The sequence below is a fragment of the Streptomyces sp. NPDC003456 genome, assembly GCF_042878735.1.
Taxonomy (GTDB): domain Bacteria; phylum Actinomycetota; class Actinomycetes; order Streptomycetales; family Streptomycetaceae; genus Streptomyces.
On sequence record NZ_JBIAOK010000002.1, the window covers coordinates 374,194 to 387,688 of the forward strand.

The 13,495-nt window shown below is 74.1% G+C and carries 13 protein-coding genes; 6 read left to right on the forward strand and 7 right to left on the reverse strand.

The genetic code is table 11. From position 1 onward, the window contains the following. Positions 1 to 2: 2 nt before the first annotated feature. A complete protein-coding gene (locus ACFYWG_RS07305; protein WP_383508457.1) occupies positions 3 to 863 on the forward strand; it encodes a putative protein N(5)-glutamine methyltransferase in 861 nt (286 codons plus the stop codon). On the opposite strand, the gene ACFYWG_RS07310 is transcribed toward ACFYWG_RS07305, so the two are convergent. Then, on the reverse strand, positions 853 to 2,964 hold the full coding sequence (locus ACFYWG_RS07310) for a SpoIIE family protein phosphatase (protein ID WP_383508454.1): 2,112 nt from the start codon (positions 2,962 to 2,964) through the stop codon (positions 853 to 855). The genes ACFYWG_RS07305 and ACFYWG_RS07310 overlap by 11 nt on opposite strands. Before the next feature lie 230 nt (positions 2,965 to 3,194). Here ACFYWG_RS07310 and ACFYWG_RS07315 point away from each other — a divergent pair, with 230 nt between their 5' ends. From ACFYWG_RS07315 to ACFYWG_RS07325, 3 genes are all read left to right on the forward strand, one after another. Next, positions 3,195 to 3,563, forward strand: a complete 369-nt coding sequence (locus tag ACFYWG_RS07315; RefSeq protein WP_383508452.1) for a hypothetical protein — start codon at positions 3,195 to 3,197, stop codon at positions 3,561 to 3,563. Positions 3,564 to 4,000: 437 nt separating this feature from the next. Beyond that, positions 4,001 to 6,016, forward strand: a complete 2,016-nt coding sequence (locus tag ACFYWG_RS07320) for an FAD-dependent oxidoreductase (RefSeq protein WP_389199857.1) — start codon at positions 4,001 to 4,003, stop codon at positions 6,014 to 6,016. 28 nt (positions 6,017 to 6,044) lie between these two features. Next, positions 6,045 to 6,614 carry a PadR family transcriptional regulator gene (locus ACFYWG_RS07325; protein WP_376329856.1) on the forward strand — a complete coding sequence of 190 codons (570 nt, stop codon included), beginning with the start codon at positions 6,045 to 6,047 and terminating at the stop codon, positions 6,612 to 6,614. A gap of 55 nt (positions 6,615 to 6,669) precedes the next feature. Here ACFYWG_RS07325 and ACFYWG_RS07330 read toward each other — a convergent pair whose 3' ends face one another. Beyond that, entirely contained in the window at positions 6,670 to 7,212 is a 543-nt protein-coding gene (locus tag ACFYWG_RS07330; protein WP_385414461.1) for a hypothetical protein, read from the reverse strand. 168 nt (positions 7,213 to 7,380) lie between these two features. Beyond that, complete coding sequence (locus tag ACFYWG_RS07335; RefSeq protein ID WP_389199860.1) at positions 7,381 to 8,367, reverse strand: fibronectin type III domain-containing protein; 987 nt, start codon at positions 8,365 to 8,367, stop codon at positions 7,381 to 7,383. A 411-nt stretch (positions 8,368 to 8,778) separates the two neighbouring features. Between ACFYWG_RS07335 and ACFYWG_RS07340 the strand changes: the two genes are divergently transcribed. After that, positions 8,779 to 9,498 (forward strand): glycoside hydrolase family 75 protein, encoded by a 720-nt coding sequence (locus ACFYWG_RS07340; RefSeq protein ID WP_389199862.1) that lies wholly within the window; start codon positions 8,779 to 8,781, stop codon positions 9,496 to 9,498. Positions 9,499 to 9,648: 150 nt separating this feature from the next. Here the strand turns inward: ACFYWG_RS07340 and ACFYWG_RS07345 are convergent, their stop codons facing one another. The 3 genes from ACFYWG_RS07345 to dhaK are packed head-to-tail and all read right to left on the reverse strand — an operon-like array spanning position 9,649 to position 11,692. Beyond that, positions 9,649 to 10,059: a PTS fructose transporter subunit IIA gene (locus ACFYWG_RS07345; RefSeq protein WP_376329850.1), complete on the reverse strand. Its 411-nt coding sequence runs from the start codon at positions 10,057 to 10,059 to the stop codon at positions 9,649 to 9,651. Beyond that, positions 10,052 to 10,651 carry a dihydroxyacetone kinase subunit DhaL gene (gene dhaL, locus ACFYWG_RS07350; RefSeq protein ID WP_383508437.1) on the reverse strand — a complete coding sequence of 200 codons (600 nt, stop codon included), beginning with the start codon at positions 10,649 to 10,651 and terminating at the stop codon, positions 10,052 to 10,054. Before dhaL ends, ACFYWG_RS07345 begins: the two co-directional genes overlap by 8 nt. A gap of 48 nt (positions 10,652 to 10,699) precedes the next feature. Continuing rightward, entirely contained in the window at positions 10,700 to 11,692 is a 993-nt protein-coding gene (gene dhaK, locus ACFYWG_RS07355) for a dihydroxyacetone kinase subunit DhaK (RefSeq protein WP_383508434.1), read from the reverse strand. A 234-nt stretch (positions 11,693 to 11,926) separates the two neighbouring features. On the opposite strand from dhaK, the gene ACFYWG_RS07360 reads away from it, so the two are divergent. Further along, the gene (locus ACFYWG_RS07360) at positions 11,927 to 12,847 is read left to right on the forward strand and encodes a hypothetical protein (protein WP_389199865.1); all 921 of its coding nucleotides are present in this window, start codon (positions 11,927 to 11,929) and stop codon (positions 12,845 to 12,847) included. Between the two features lie 101 nt (positions 12,848 to 12,948). Here the strand turns inward: ACFYWG_RS07360 and ACFYWG_RS07365 are convergent, their stop codons facing one another. Next, a complete protein-coding gene (locus tag ACFYWG_RS07365) occupies positions 12,949 to 13,374 on the reverse strand; it encodes a MarR family winged helix-turn-helix transcriptional regulator (RefSeq protein ID WP_376329843.1) in 426 nt (141 codons plus the stop codon). Positions 13,375 to 13,495: the final 121 nt, after the last annotated feature.

The window sequence follows — 13,495 nt, forward strand, 5'->3', positions numbered from 1 at the left end:
CCATGTCCTCCGCGTCCTCCGCGTCCTCCCCTTCTCCTGCGTCCTCCGCGTCTTCCGCGTCCTCCCCTTCTCCCGCACCCTCCGGGTCTTCTCCGTCCTCCCGCGCGTCCCTCGTCGCCGCCCTGCGTGCCGCGGGCTGCGTCTTCGCCGAGGACGAGGCCGAGCTGATCCTCGCCGCCGCCCGCACCCCGGCCGAGGCCGCCGCCATGGCCGGCCGCCGCGCCGAGGGGCTGCCCCTCGAACTGGTCGTCGGCTGGGCCGCGTTCCGGGGCTTGCGGATCGCCGTCGCCCCGGGCGTCTTCGTCCCGCGCCGCCGTACCGAGTTCCTCGTGGAGCAGGCGCTGCGGCAGGCGCCCGGCGCCCGGGTCGTCGTCGACCTGTGCTGCGGCTCGGGCGCGGTCGCCGCCGCGCTGGCCGCCGGACTCGGACCCGTGGAACTGCACGCCGCGGACGTGGACCCGGCCGCCGTGCGCTGCGCCCGCGGCAACCTCGGCCCCCTGGGCGGACACGTCCACCGCGGCGACCTGTTCGACGCGCTGCCCGGCGAACTGCGCGGCCGGGTCGGCATCCTCGCGGCCAACGTGCCCTACGTGCCGAGCGGTGAGATCGGGCTGCTGCCCCAGGAGGCCCGCGATCACGAGCCGCGGGTCGCCCTCGACGGCGGCGGCGACGGGCTGGACGTCCTGCGCCGGGTCGCGGCCGGGGCGCCGGACTGGCTCGCTCCGGGCGGCTGCGTCCTCGTGGAGACGAGCCGGGACCAGGCCCCGGACGCCGTCGCGGCCTTCGAGAGCCACGGCCTGGTGGCCCGGCCGGCCGTCTCGGAGGAGCTCTACGCGCACGTAGTGATCGGCGTCAGGTCCTGACGTCCGCAGCGGCCGGAGCCCCGGTCCCGCCACCCGGCGCCGTGGCGCGGGCGACCAGCAGAGCGACGTCGTCGAAGTTGTCCGGCTCGTGCAGGGTCCGCAGCAGCAGCTCGCAGACCTCCTCCAGCGGGCGGTCGGGCCCCTCCAGCAGGGACAGCAGGGTGCCGAGCCGGTCGTCGAGCGGGTCGCGGCGGGTCTCGACGAGACCGTCGGTGTAGAACACCAGCCGGTCGCCCGGGTCGAGGTCCACGGTGGTGGTGGCGAAGGCCACCCCGCCCACGCCCAGCGGGACGCCGGTCGGCAGGTCGAGCAGCTCCGGGGAGCGGCCCACCCGGACGCGCACCGGCGGCAGGTGCCCGGCGTTGGCGATGCGGCACTGGCGCAGATGCGGGTCGTGGACGGCGTACACGCAGGTCGCGATGGACTGCTCCAGGCCGGCGGTGATCCGGTCGAGGTGCTCCAGCAGCACGTGCGGATCGAGATCGAGGGAGGCGAGGGTGTTGGTGGCGGTGCGCAGCCGCCCCATCGCCGCCGCGGCGGGGATGCCGCTGCCCATCACGTCGCCCACCACGAGGGCTGTCTTGCCGCCCTCCAGTTCGATCACGTCGAACCAGTCGCCGCCGACCTCGCTGGTCGACCCGGCCGGCTGGTAGCGGGAGGCGACCTCCAGGCCGCCCGTCACGGGCGGGTGGCTGGGCAGCAGGCTCCGCTGGAGGGTGAGTGCCGTCTCGCGGGCGCTCTGGTACCAGCGCGCGTTGTCGATCTGCACGGCGGCCCGTGCGGCCAGCTCCCGTGCCAGCAGCAGGTCGTCCTCGCTGAACGGCAGCGGATTGCGGGTGCGCTTGAGGTCCAGGGCGCCCAGCACCTCGCCGCGCGCGATCAGCGGCACCGCCAGGTACGAGTGCACGCCCGCCCGGCGCAGCAGCTCGGCGGCCTCGGGGGAGCGCGCGATGCGCGCCAGGTCCTCCTCCTTGACCTCCGGGAGCATCACCGGGTCGGCCGTGCGCACGCACTGGGTGACCAGGCGGTCGGAGGCGTAGCGGGCCACCTGCCCGGGGGTGTCGGCCGCCTCCAGCGCCTCGGCGGAGTCGTACCCCCGTACCGCCAGTGCGCGGATCACCGCGGACTCGGCCGGCCCGAGACTGGTGCGCCGGCCCTGCACCACCGCGTCCAGCAGGTCGACGGCCGCGATGTCGGCGAGTTCGGGGACGGCCACCTCGGCGAGTTCACTGGCCGTGCGCTCCAGGTCCAGCGTGGTGCCGATCCGGCCCGAGGCGTCGGCGATCAGGGCCAGCCGCCGCCGCGCGGCCTCCGCCTCGATGCCCGCCTGGTACTGCTCGGTGACGTCGACGACGGAGACGGCCACGCCCAGCACGGTCCCGAAGGCGTTCTCCAGCCGGTACAGCGAGATCGACCAGGCGTGGTCCTGGTGCGGATCCGCGGGGGTACGGCCGATTGTGGACTGGTCGACGACCGGCCGGCCGGTCTCCAGCACCCGGCGGGCCGCGGTCTCCAGGGCGTCGACGTCCATCCCCGGCACGACCTCGCGGACCGTGCGGCCCAGGTGTTCCTCGACGGGGACGCCGTTGATCTCCTCCAGCGCCGGGTTGACCGACACGTACCGCAGCCCGGTGTCGAGCACGGCCAGCCCGGTCGGGGACTGGGCGATCATCCGGGTGGACAGCGCCACCTCGCGCTCCAGCCGGTGCACGGTGCCCTGGTCGGCGCACAGTCCCAGCGCGTACACGTCGCCCTGGTCGTCCAGCAGCCGCATGTTGCGGAACTCCACCACCCGTGTGGTGCCGTCCTTGCGGCGGACGGGGAAGGCCCCCGCCCAGCTCTGGCCGGTGCCCATGACGTCGGCGAACAGCTTCACCACGAGGTCGAGGTGCTTCTCGTGGACCATGATCCGGGCGGCGTACTGCCCGAGCGCCTCCGCGGCGTCGTAGCCGAACAGTTCCTCGGCCTGCGGACTCCACAGCACGATGCGGCCCTCGGAGTCGAGGACGATGGAGGCCACCCGCAGGACGTCGAGCAGTCCGCTGGGCCGTGCGGAGCCGCGTGGCTGTCCGTCGCCCTCGGGAGCCCCGGCTGCACTCATCCCACGCCCCGTTCGCCGTTCCCCGGCGCACGCTCTCGTGCGCCGACACCCCATGTTGTACCGCGTGCGGCCGCGTTCGAGCGGCTCCTTGCACCACCTTCCACCATCTCCCACCGCGGCCGTGACCGCCGTGCGGACGGCGGGGGCGCCGCCGGTAGTGCTCATCGGCCGGTGGTGCTTTGCTGGGGGAGGGGCGGACCGGCCGCGTGGCCGTGGAAGGAGCGATCACGATGGATCATGAGCGACCGCACCCCCACTCCGTCTCGGTGGAGATCAGCGGGTGCAGCAAGCACGACGCCCGGACCGTGTTCGACGCGCTGTGCTCCTGTTACGAGTCCGACCGGTGCGCCGACGACGTGCCCGAGGAACTGCACGAGACTCGGCCCACCGTCTGGCTCGGCACCTTCGACATCGCCGACGAGCGTGGGCGCGCCACCCCGGTGACCCTGTCGTCCTCCGTCGAGGCCGACCTGCACGGCGGCTACTGGGCGATCGAGCGGCTGCGCACCACCCTGGACTCCTTGTTCGACGTCCACGACCTGAGCACCGCCTCCGGCGACCAGGAGAAGGAGCTGCACGTCCGCCTGCAGAGCAGGTGAGTTCCCGCAGCGCAGGTGATGCCCGGCAGAGCAGGTGAGCCCCCGCAGCGCGGGGTGAGCCCTCCGCGAGCCCTCGCAGAGCGGGTCGGCCTCTCGCCGTGCGGGTCGGCCCCTCGCCGTGCGCCGGCCGTGGCGTCCCCGGACGCGGCGGCCGGCCACAGGTGTGCCCGACCGTCTCCACCGGCCACAGGCGGGTGCGACCGTAGCGACCGGCCACATGGCTGTCCGACCGTAGCGACCGGCCACATGGGTATCTGACCGCAGCCGCGCACCACATGGGTGCCCAGGGATGGCGGCCGGCCACATGTGTGTCGGACGGGCCCCGAACCGCTGGTCACGGCCCCGCTGTGCCCTCCGTCACGCCTTGTGCAACTAGTTGCACAAACCCGCGGTAGTCCTCTACAACTACGGGGACGACACCGCGCACGGAGGGCCCGATGAGCCGTTACCCGCACCTGCTGAGCCCCCTCGACCTGGGCTTCACCACCCTGCCCAACCGGGTCCTCATGGGCTCGATGCATGTCGGCCTGGAGGAGGCCGAGGGCGGGTTCGCGCGCATGGCCGCCTTCTACGCCGCCCGCGCCCGCGGCGGCGTGGGCCTGATCGTCACCGGCGGCATCGCGCCCAACGACGAGGGCAGGCCCTACGAGGGCGGCGCCAGGCTCACCACCGAGGAAGAGGCCGAGGAGCACCGGGTCGTCACGGACGCCGTGCACGGCGAGGGCGGCCGGATCGCCCTGCAGATCCTGCACTTCGGCCGCTACGCCTACCACAAGGACCTCGTGGCGCCCAGCCCCCTCCAGGCGCCCATCAGCCCCTTCCCGCCCCGCGAACTCACCGACGCCGACATCGAGCGGACGATCGACGACTACGCCCGCACCGCCCGCCTCGCCCGGCAGGCCGGCTACGACGGTGTCGAGATCATGGGCTCCGAGGGCTACCTCGTCAACGAGTTCATCGCGCAGCAGACCAACCGGCGCACCGACCGCTGGGGCGGCTCGTACGAGAACCGCATGCGCTTCCCGCTGGAGATCGTGCGCCGGGTGCGCGAGGCGGTCGGCGAGGACTTCATCGTCATCTACCGCCTGTCCATGCTCGACCTCGTCCCCGGCGGCTCGACCCTGGACGAGGTCGTCACCCTCGCCAAGGCCGTCGAGGCCGCCGGGGCGACCATCATCAACACCGGCATCGGCTGGCACGAGGCCCGCATCCCCACCATCGCGACCTCCGTGCCGCGCGGCGCCTACACGTGGGTGACCAAGCGGCTCATGGGCGAGGTGTCCGTGCCGCTCGTCACCACCAACCGCATCAACACCCCGGAGCTGGCCGAGGAGTTGCTCGCCGACGGCGCGGCCGACATGGTGTCGATGGCCCGCCCGATGCTCGCCGACCCGGACTTCGTCAGCAAGGCCGCGGCCGGCCGGCCGGAGGCGATCAACACCTGCATCGGCTGCAACCAGGCCTGTCTGGACCACACCTTCAGCGGCCTGATCACCTCCTGCCTGGTCAACCCGCGCGCCTGCCACGAGACCGAGCTGGTGCTCTCCCCGACCCGGCTGCGCAAGCGCGTCGCCGTGGTCGGCGCCGGACCGGCCGGTCTGGCCTGCGCCGTCTCCGCCGCCGAACGCGGGCACGAGGTCACGCTCTTCGACGCGGCGAGCGAGATCGGCGGCCAGCTGAACATCGCCCGCAAGGTCCCCGGCAAGCAGGAGTTCGACGAGACGCTGCGCTACTTCCGCACCCAGCTCGACCAGCACGGCGTCGAGGTGCGGCTGGACACCCTCGTCACGAGCGCGGACGTCGACGGCTACGACGAGGTCGTCGTCGCCACCGGTGTCAGCCCCCGCACCCCCGACATACCGGGGGTCGACCACCCGAGCGTCCTCGGCTACCTCGACGTGCTGCGCGACGGCGCACCCGTCGGCGACCGGGTGGCGATCCTCGGCGCGGGCGGCATCGGCTTCGACGTCGCCGAATTCCTCACCGACAGCGGCGACAAGGCCCACGAGGACCCGCAGACGTACTTCCGGCAGTGGGGCGTCGACCTCGACTACCGCGGCCCCGGCGGCCTCGCCGCCCCCGAGCGGCCCGCCCCGCCGCGCACCGTCCACCTGCTGCAGCGCAAGACGTCCAAGGTGGGCGCCGGCCTCGGCAAGACCACCGGCTGGATCCACCGCACCGAACTCAAGCACCGCGGCGTCACCATGGTCCCCGGCGTGCGCTACGACCGGATCGACGACGCCGGGCTGCACATCACGGTCGGCGAGGAGAGCACGGTGCTGGAGGTCGACACCGTCGTGCTGTGCACCGGCCAGGAGCCGCGCCGCGGCCTGTACGAGGAGCTGATCGCGGCCGGGCGCAGCGCGCACCTCATCGGCGGCGCGGACGTGGCCGCCGAGCTGGACGCCAAGCGCGCCATCAAGCAGGGCACCGAACTGGCGGCCGCCCTGTAGGGCGCGACCGCGTCCCTAGGATGAGGCCATGTCACTCCCGCACGCGATTCTGACCGCCCTGCTCGAGAAGCCGTCGTCGGGGCTGGAGCTGACGCGCCGCTTCGACCGGTCGATCGGCTACTTCTGGTCGGCGACGCACCAGCAGATCTACCGCGAGCTGGGAAAGCTGGAGTCCGACGGCCTCATCCGGGCCCTGCCCTCCGAGCAGCCGGCCCGCGGGCAGAAGAAGAGCTACGAGGTCCTGCCCGCGGGCCGCGCCGAACTGGCCCGCTGGACCGCCGCCCCCCAGGACCCCAAGCCGCAGCGCGACACGCTGCTGCTGCGGCTCCGGGCGGCGGCCGTCGTCGGCACGGCCGGGCTGGAGGCCGATCTGCGGCGCCACCTGGAGCTGCACGAGAGGCAGCTGGCGGAGTACCGCGAGATCGAGGAGCGCGACTTCCCGCCGGGCCGCGACGCCACCGAGGACCGGCTGCGCCACCTGGTGCTGCGGGCGGGCATCGACCTGGAGACCTTCTGGACCCAGTGGCTGCGACGGGCCCTGGCCGACTTCCCCGAAGTGCCGGACGGCGCACCGGCCGGGCCGTCCGCACGGACCTGACCGCGGCCCGCCCGACCGGAGCGCTTCGGAAGGGCGGGCCGCCGTACGCACCGGCTCAGAGCCGGTGCGGCTTGTTGCGCCGGCGCAGGTACAGCGCCGTGCCGAGCACACCGGTGCCGACCAGCGCGCCGCCCGCCACCAGGGTGACGGTGCCGTAGTCCGTCGAGGACCCGCCGACGCCGCCCATGACGCCGCGGGACGGCGAGGCCGAGGGGGACGCCGACCGCGAGGGCGTGGGCGCCGTGGACACCACGACGGACTGCGTGCCGGCCGTGGTGCCGTCGGAGCAGACCACGATCACCGTGTACGTGCCCGGCGAGACACCGGACCAGGCGGCGGACTGGCTGGTGGCCGTCCCCGACAGGGTCACCTGGCGTCCCTGGGCGAAGCTGCCCTGACTGCTGGTCAGCAGCGAGGCGGTGCCCCAGCTGCCGTTGATCTGGGTGCAGGAGCTGGTCGTGACCGACACGGTCGTCCCCGTGGTGCTCACGGAGATGCCCGGGCCGGCGAAGGCGGGCGCCGCGGCCGCGAAGAGGGGCAGCGCGGCGGCGGCTGCCACGGTCAGGCCGGAGCGGAGAACTGACGATGAGTTGCTCATGTGGACTGCCCTCCGGCGGCACGGTTGGCGGTACATCCCTTTGCGCCGCCGAGGGTCGGGGAACGCCCGTGCTGCCTCGGAGTCAGCCAAGACGCCCCGGACCCGGGCCGCACGCCGGGCGCCCCCGTGCAGGTGACGGTGTGCCGCCACCGGGTGAACCGGGCGGGGTCAGCGCCCCGCGCCGGTGATCACCGTGCGCTCCGCCGAGAAGCCTCCCCAGGTGCCGTCCGGCAGCATCGCCCGGACGCGCACCCGGTGGCGGACACCGGACTCGCGCCCCACGTAGAAGCTGTACTCGGCCCGGTCCCTGGGGGCCCGTCCCCCGTACACCAGGGAGGTGGCGGGCCTGCCGTCGAGCTGGATCTGGTACTCCGTGATCTCGCCGTCGACCCGGGGTGGAACCCAGCTGAGATGGAGATGGTGGGCACCGTCCGCACGGCGGCTCGTCGCCCGGAAGCCGGTGGGCGCCGTCCCCCGGCCGTCGTCCCTGCCCGGGGTGGTGACCCGGACGGCGGCGCCGGCGGGGGAGACGTTCCCGGCCGCGTCCCGGGCTCGGACGGTGAACACATAGGCCCTGCCGGGCCGCAGCCCCGTGACCACCGCGGCCGTCTGGTTCCCGCCCACACTGTGGATCTTGGTGCCGCTCTGCTGGATGTCGTACGACACCACCTTTCGGTCGTCCTTCGAGGCGGACCAGGTCAGCTGCACCGCCCGGCTCCCCGCCGGCCGGCCCTTCGGTCGCGCGGGGCGGCTCGGGGCCGAGCGGTCGTCCGCGACGGCCGCGGGCGTCCGCGCCCGCACGGCGCGGCTGCTCGGGCCCAGACGCCCGTCGGTGTCCCGCGCCCGCACGGTGAAAACGTACGAAGTGGACGGCCGAAGCCTGGTGACATCCACCATGTGCTTCGAACCAGGCACCTCCTCGACCTTCGTGGTGCCGCGATACACCTCGTAGCGCTCGGCCCGGGCGGTCGTGTTCCACATGACGTGCACGCTGGTCGCGGTGCCCGCCTGCGCGGTGACCCCCGTCGGCGCGCCGGGCAGGGAGCCGCCGTCCTCCTGGCCGGTACCGGCCCAGCCGCACGAGGTGAGGAGAGCCAGGCCCGCGCAGAGCGCGAGCCGTCGCGGGGAAGCGGGGAGAGCGGAGGGGACTCGCACGTTCACTGCCTCCCGGGGCGGCACTCGGGAATGGTCCGGACCAATATGCCGCCCTGACGCGATCACATCAAGAGGGGGGTGGTGCCGGGTCGCGCACCAGAGCCTCGCCCTCCCGGATCTCCGGACGCCGGCGCGGAAGTCCCTCTGCGGCCCGGGCGCTGAAGTGCCCGGTGCAGAACCGGCTTGTCGACGCCGCCAGTTCGAGCCTGCCGCGCGGACCGCTGTCGTCGTGGATCCGGCGCCGGAGCGAGCGGCCGGGACGTCCGGGGCCTCTTGGTGCACCGGCCTCCCGGCCCCCGTCCCGGTCGCGGACGCGTGCACCGTCCGGCCCCTCAACGGTGGCCCGGCCACCGGACCGGGCACAGATTGGGCTGAGTGTCCGTCAGGTCCCCGAGGAGAGGCTCACCCATCGTGCGTGTCCAGTCCCTCACGCTGGCCGCGGCCAGTGCCGTCCTGCTCGCCCCGACGGCCGCGCCCGCCGACCCGCCCCAGCAGCGCACCCGGCCGGTCGTGTGGCGTGAGGGCGGTGTCCGCGCCGCCGACCTGCTCGCCGCGGTCCGCGCGTGCGACCAGATCTCCAAGGGCCGGTACCGCAGCGACAACGGCCGACCCGCCGACATCCCGGTCTGCGGCACCCGCGCCACCGTGCACTGGAAGGCCGACATGGACATCGACTGCGACGGCCGCCCCGGTCCGCGCTGCAACCGGAGTACGGATCCCTACTTCGCTGCGAGTACCGCGTACGCCCAGTCGGACGGCCGCCCGCTGAGCGCCGAGCGCCTCCCGTTCATCGTCGTGCCCGCGCCGAGCCGCATCTGGGACTACCGCGCCCACGGGATCGGCGGCGGTTCGGTCGTCGCCGTCGTCTACCGCGACCGGGTGCAGTACGCGGTCGTCGGCGACACGGGTCCGCAGAACATCATCGGCGAGGCCTCCTACGCGACCGCCGCGGCGCTCGGCATCCGCCCCGACCCGCACGGCGGGGGAGTGCCCTCGGGCGTGACCTACATCGTGTTCAAGAACGCGAAGGCCGTACCCATCGAGGACCACGCGGCGGCCGTGAAGGCGGGGGAGCGGGCGGCCCTCCGGCTGATCGGCGCGGCGCCCGCCCCGAGCACACCGGTCGGCTGAGCGGGCGCCGCCGGCCCGGCGGCCGGACTCCGCACGCGGCAGGAGCGCCGCCCGGCCGGGCTGCACCGGCGGGCACCCTCGCGCCGGACAGTCCCGCGCACCGGCGGGCACCGGGTGCGCGGGAGCGGTCCCGCGTGGGTGAACGGCCCGCTACACCTTCCGGTAGGAGTACGCCTCCGCCGCGGCCGCCTCCACCGCCGCCAGATCCGCCCCGGTCGCCGCCGTGACGACCGCCGCCACGGCTCCCTCCACGAACGGCGCGTCCACCAGGCGCGTGCCCTCGGGGAGTTCGTCGCCCTCGGCGAGCAGCGCCTTCACGGTCAGCACCGCGCTGCCCAGGTCGGTGAGCACGGCGACCCCCGCGCCCCGGTCGACCGACAGGGCGGCCGCGGCGATCAGCTCGGCGCTGGTGCCGAGTCCACCGCCCTCCGTGCCGCCCGCCGGGGCGACGGGCACGGCCGGGCCACCTCCGGCCAGCCCCTTGGCCAGCGCGGCGACCGAGGCGGCCACCTCGGCGCTGTGCGACACCAGCACGATCCCGACCAGCCGCTCGTCACTCACCGCCGGCCTCCACCAGTCCCGCGATCAGCAGCGCGGCCGAGGTGGCGCCCGGGTCCTGGTGCCCGATGCTGCGCTCGCCCACATAGCTGGCCCGGCCCTTGCGCGCCTGCAAGGGAATCGTGGCCACCGCGCCCTCCTCGGCGGCGGCCCGGGCCGCCGCGAACGACTCACCGAGCGCGTCCACCGCCGGGACCAGGGCGTCGATCATGGTCTTGTCGCCCGGTGCGGCACCCCCGAGCGTCATGACGGCGTCCACCCCGGCCCGCAGTGCCTGCGCCAGCTGCTCCTCGCTGACCTCGGGGTCGTCGCCGAGGGCCTTCCCGGTGCGGCGCAGCAGCGTCCCGTACAGCGGCCCCGAGGCGCCGCCGACCGTGGAGATGAGCCGGCGGCCCGCCAGGATCAGGACGGCCCCGGGCGTGTCCGCGGACTCCTCCTTCAGCGCGGCGGTCACGGCGGCGAAGCCGCGCTGGAGGTTGCTGCCGTGGTCGGCGTCCCCGATGGGGGAGTCGAGGGCGGTGAGCCGTTCCGCCTCACGGTCGACGGACGCGGCGGTCGCCGTCATCCAACGGCGGAAGAAATCGGCGTCGAGCACGGGCTCTCCTTGCCTGGTAGGTACGTGGTCGTCCGCTGCCCTCGCGCGTCACACGCCCCAGCGCAGCCCCGGCGTCTTCACCGGCGCGTCGTACAGCCGCAGCAGTTCCTCGTCGACCTGGCACAGGGTGAGCGAGGCGCCCGCCATGTCCAGGGATGTGACGTAGTTGCCCACCAGGACCCGGGCCACCGGCACGCCGCGTTCGGCCAGCACCCGCTGCACCTCGGCGTTGAAGCCGTACAGCTCCAGCAGCGGCGTCGCACCCATGCCGTTGACCAGCACGAGCGCCGGGTTGCGCGGCTGGAGGTCCTCCACGACCGCTGCGACGGCGGCCTCGGCGATCTCGCCGGACGTCATCATCGCCCGCCGCTCACGGCCGGGCTCGCCGTGGATGCCGATGCCCAACTCCAGCTCGCCCGGCGGCAGGTCGAAGGTGGGGCTGCCCTTGGCGGGGGTGCTGCACGCGCTCAGCGCGACACCGAAGCTGCGGGAGTTCTCGTTGACCTGCCGGGCGACCGCCTCGACGCGCTCCAGCGGCATGCCCTCGTCGGCGGCGGCTCCCGCGATCTTCTCGACGAACAGGGTCGCGCCCGTGCCGCGCCGACCGGCGGTGTAGAGGCTGTCGGTCACCGCCACGTCGTCGTTGACCAGCACCTTCGCGACCTGGATGCCCTCGTCCTCGGCCATCTCGGCGGCCATGTCGAAGTTGAGCACGTCACCGGTGTAGTTCTTCACGATGAACAGCACACCGGCCCCGCTGTCCACGGCGGCGGCCGCACGCAGCATCTGGTCCGGCACCGGGGAGGTGAACACCTCGCCCGGACAGGCGGCGGACAGCATGCCGGGGCCGACGAATCCGCCGTGCAGGGGCTCGTGGCCCGAGCCCCCGCCCGAGACCAGCCCCACCTTTCCGGCGACGGGGGCGTCCCGCCGCACGATCACCCGGTTCTCCACGTCGACGGTCAGCTCCGGGTGCGCAGCCGCCATACCGCGCAGCGCGTCCGCGACCACGGTCTCCGGGACGTTGATCAGCATCTTCACGGGAACCTCCTGGTGGGACCGGTGAACATGTCTCCGGCCAACATTTTCGCAGTTCACAATGGGGCGGGCCAGTTCTCGAACGTCCGGAATCCGGGATCGGTACGGTCCGGCGCGACACTGCTGCGGGCCAGTATCGGCCGTACGGCGGCCGGGGTCACGGGTGCCGGCGGTCCGCCGGGTCCTGAGTACGGCAACTCATGTGCGGCGCACGGTACGGCTGACAGCATCCGCCGTATGGCGAACGGCAGAGGGGCGACGACGGCGCTGCATCTTGTCCTGGTCTGGGCGGTGGCGGTGGTCGTCGTACCGGCTCTCGGCTTCGCGCTGCTCGCGGCGGCCTGGGGCGGCGGGGGCGGTGCCGCGTCCGTGGTGCTCGTGGTGGGTGCGCCGGCGGCCGTGGGCCTGCTGGCCCTGGCGGGTGTCCCGGCTCGGACGGTCGTCCCGCTGTGCGCCACCGCCCGTGGCCGCTTCGGCTGGGCGACCGCGGTCTTCCTCCTCGGCACGTCCGGGGTCGTCGCGGGCCTGGCCGCGTACCGGGCCGACGTGGACCTGGGCGGCGCGGGCGGCCGGGTGGTGCTGACCGGGGTGCCGTACGCCGTGGCCGCCGCGTTGTTCGTGCCGGGCCGGTGGGTCCGGCTGGGCGCCGTGACCGCGCTCGCGGCCGCTGTGGCCTACGGGGGCTTCGCCGGTCCGGCGCAGGCCCGGCAGCGGCAGCACGAGGCGGAGATCGCCCGCTACCGGGAGTACGCGGAGGTGCAGTACCTGGGCGCGGCACCGCCCGGGATGACGGTGGCGCGCATCCGGGTGGGCCCGGCGTTCGGTGTCGAGTACCGCGGCGTCCGGGAGGACGAGTTCTCGCTCGCCTCGCTCACCGTGCACTCGGCCTCGGCTCCGCGGGCGCGGTGCCCCGAGCCGCCGGAGAAGGGCCTGACGTGCGATACGGACCCGGGGGGCGGCATCCGCACGGTCCGCCGGGTCCCCGGCGGCGCGGCGGAGATCACCTTGACCCGCCGGTACCGCGGCGCGGAGGCCACGGTCTCCAGCCAGACCCTCGCCGAGCCCGGCCTGCGCCGTCTCCTGGACACGCTGCGCCCGCTGTCCGACGCGGAACTGGAACGGCTGATGCGGGAGGACCGCATCGACGACGGCTTCTGACCGCCCGGCCCGCGGGTGGCTTCATCCCCGGCGGCCGACCGGGTCCGCCCGGACCCGCCGGGCACCACCTCGGGGCCGGTACGGGCACCGCGTACGGCCGATCAGCGGTGCTGAACTGCCTGCTGCAACAGGCGCTGCAGGGTGCGCTGCTCCTCCTGCGACAAGCCGGCCAGCGGGGAGTCCGCGGTCAGCAGCTCCAGCAGCCGCTCCCGCAGTGCCGTGCCTTCCGGCGTCAGGACGAGCTGCTTCGCGCGTCGGTCGGCGGGATGCGGCCGGCGCTCGATCAGGGCCTGCTTCTCGAGCTTGTCGACGATGAAGGTGGCGTTGGAGGGTTCGCAGCTCAGGCGGTCGGCGAGCTCCCGCATGGTCATCGGCCCGGTCAGCTCGCGCAGAGCGGTCGCCTGAGGCGCTGTCAGCCCGAGCTTTCCGGCGCGCTGCCGCACATGCTCCGCGATCCGGTGAGCCATGCCGTTCACCAGGCCGCACAACTCGCGCTCGGCCGTGGCCCGGGCGTCCGCGTCCCTCATGCCCACCAGTCTAGCGAGTGCATGCAGCCTGAATATTGCAAGCTTGAATGGTTCTAGCTTGATGCTTATGGTGGGCTGCGGCCGCCGGGCGGCGGCCCCCGTTCCGGTCTTCCTGGAGAGG

Excerpts from the sequence above, each read along its gene's own strand:
- ACFYWG_RS07305 (WP_383508457.1), top strand. The coding sequence starts at position 3 with ATGTCCTCCGCGTCCTCCGCGTCCTCCCCTTCTCCTGCGTCCTCCGCG.
- ACFYWG_RS07310 (WP_383508454.1), bottom strand. The coding sequence starts at position 2,964 with ATGAGTGCAGCCGGGGCTCCCGAGGGCGACGGACAGCCACGCGGCTCC.
- ACFYWG_RS07315 (WP_383508452.1), top strand. The coding sequence starts at position 3,195 with ATGGATCATGAGCGACCGCACCCCCACTCCGTCTCGGTGGAGATCAGC.
- ACFYWG_RS07320 (WP_389199857.1), top strand. The coding sequence starts at position 4,001 with ATGAGCCGTTACCCGCACCTGCTGAGCCCCCTCGACCTGGGCTTCACC.
- ACFYWG_RS07325 (WP_376329856.1), top strand. The coding sequence starts at position 6,045 with ATGTCACTCCCGCACGCGATTCTGACCGCCCTGCTCGAGAAGCCGTCG.
- ACFYWG_RS07330 (WP_385414461.1), bottom strand. The coding sequence starts at position 7,212 with ATGAGCAACTCATCGTCAGTTCTCCGCTCCGGCCTGACCGTGGCAGCC.
- ACFYWG_RS07360 (WP_389199865.1), top strand. The coding sequence starts at position 11,927 with ATGGCGAACGGCAGAGGGGCGACGACGGCGCTGCATCTTGTCCTGGTC.
- ACFYWG_RS07365 (WP_376329843.1), bottom strand. The coding sequence starts at position 13,374 with ATGAGGGACGCGGACGCCCGGGCCACGGCCGAGCGCGAGTTGTGCGGC.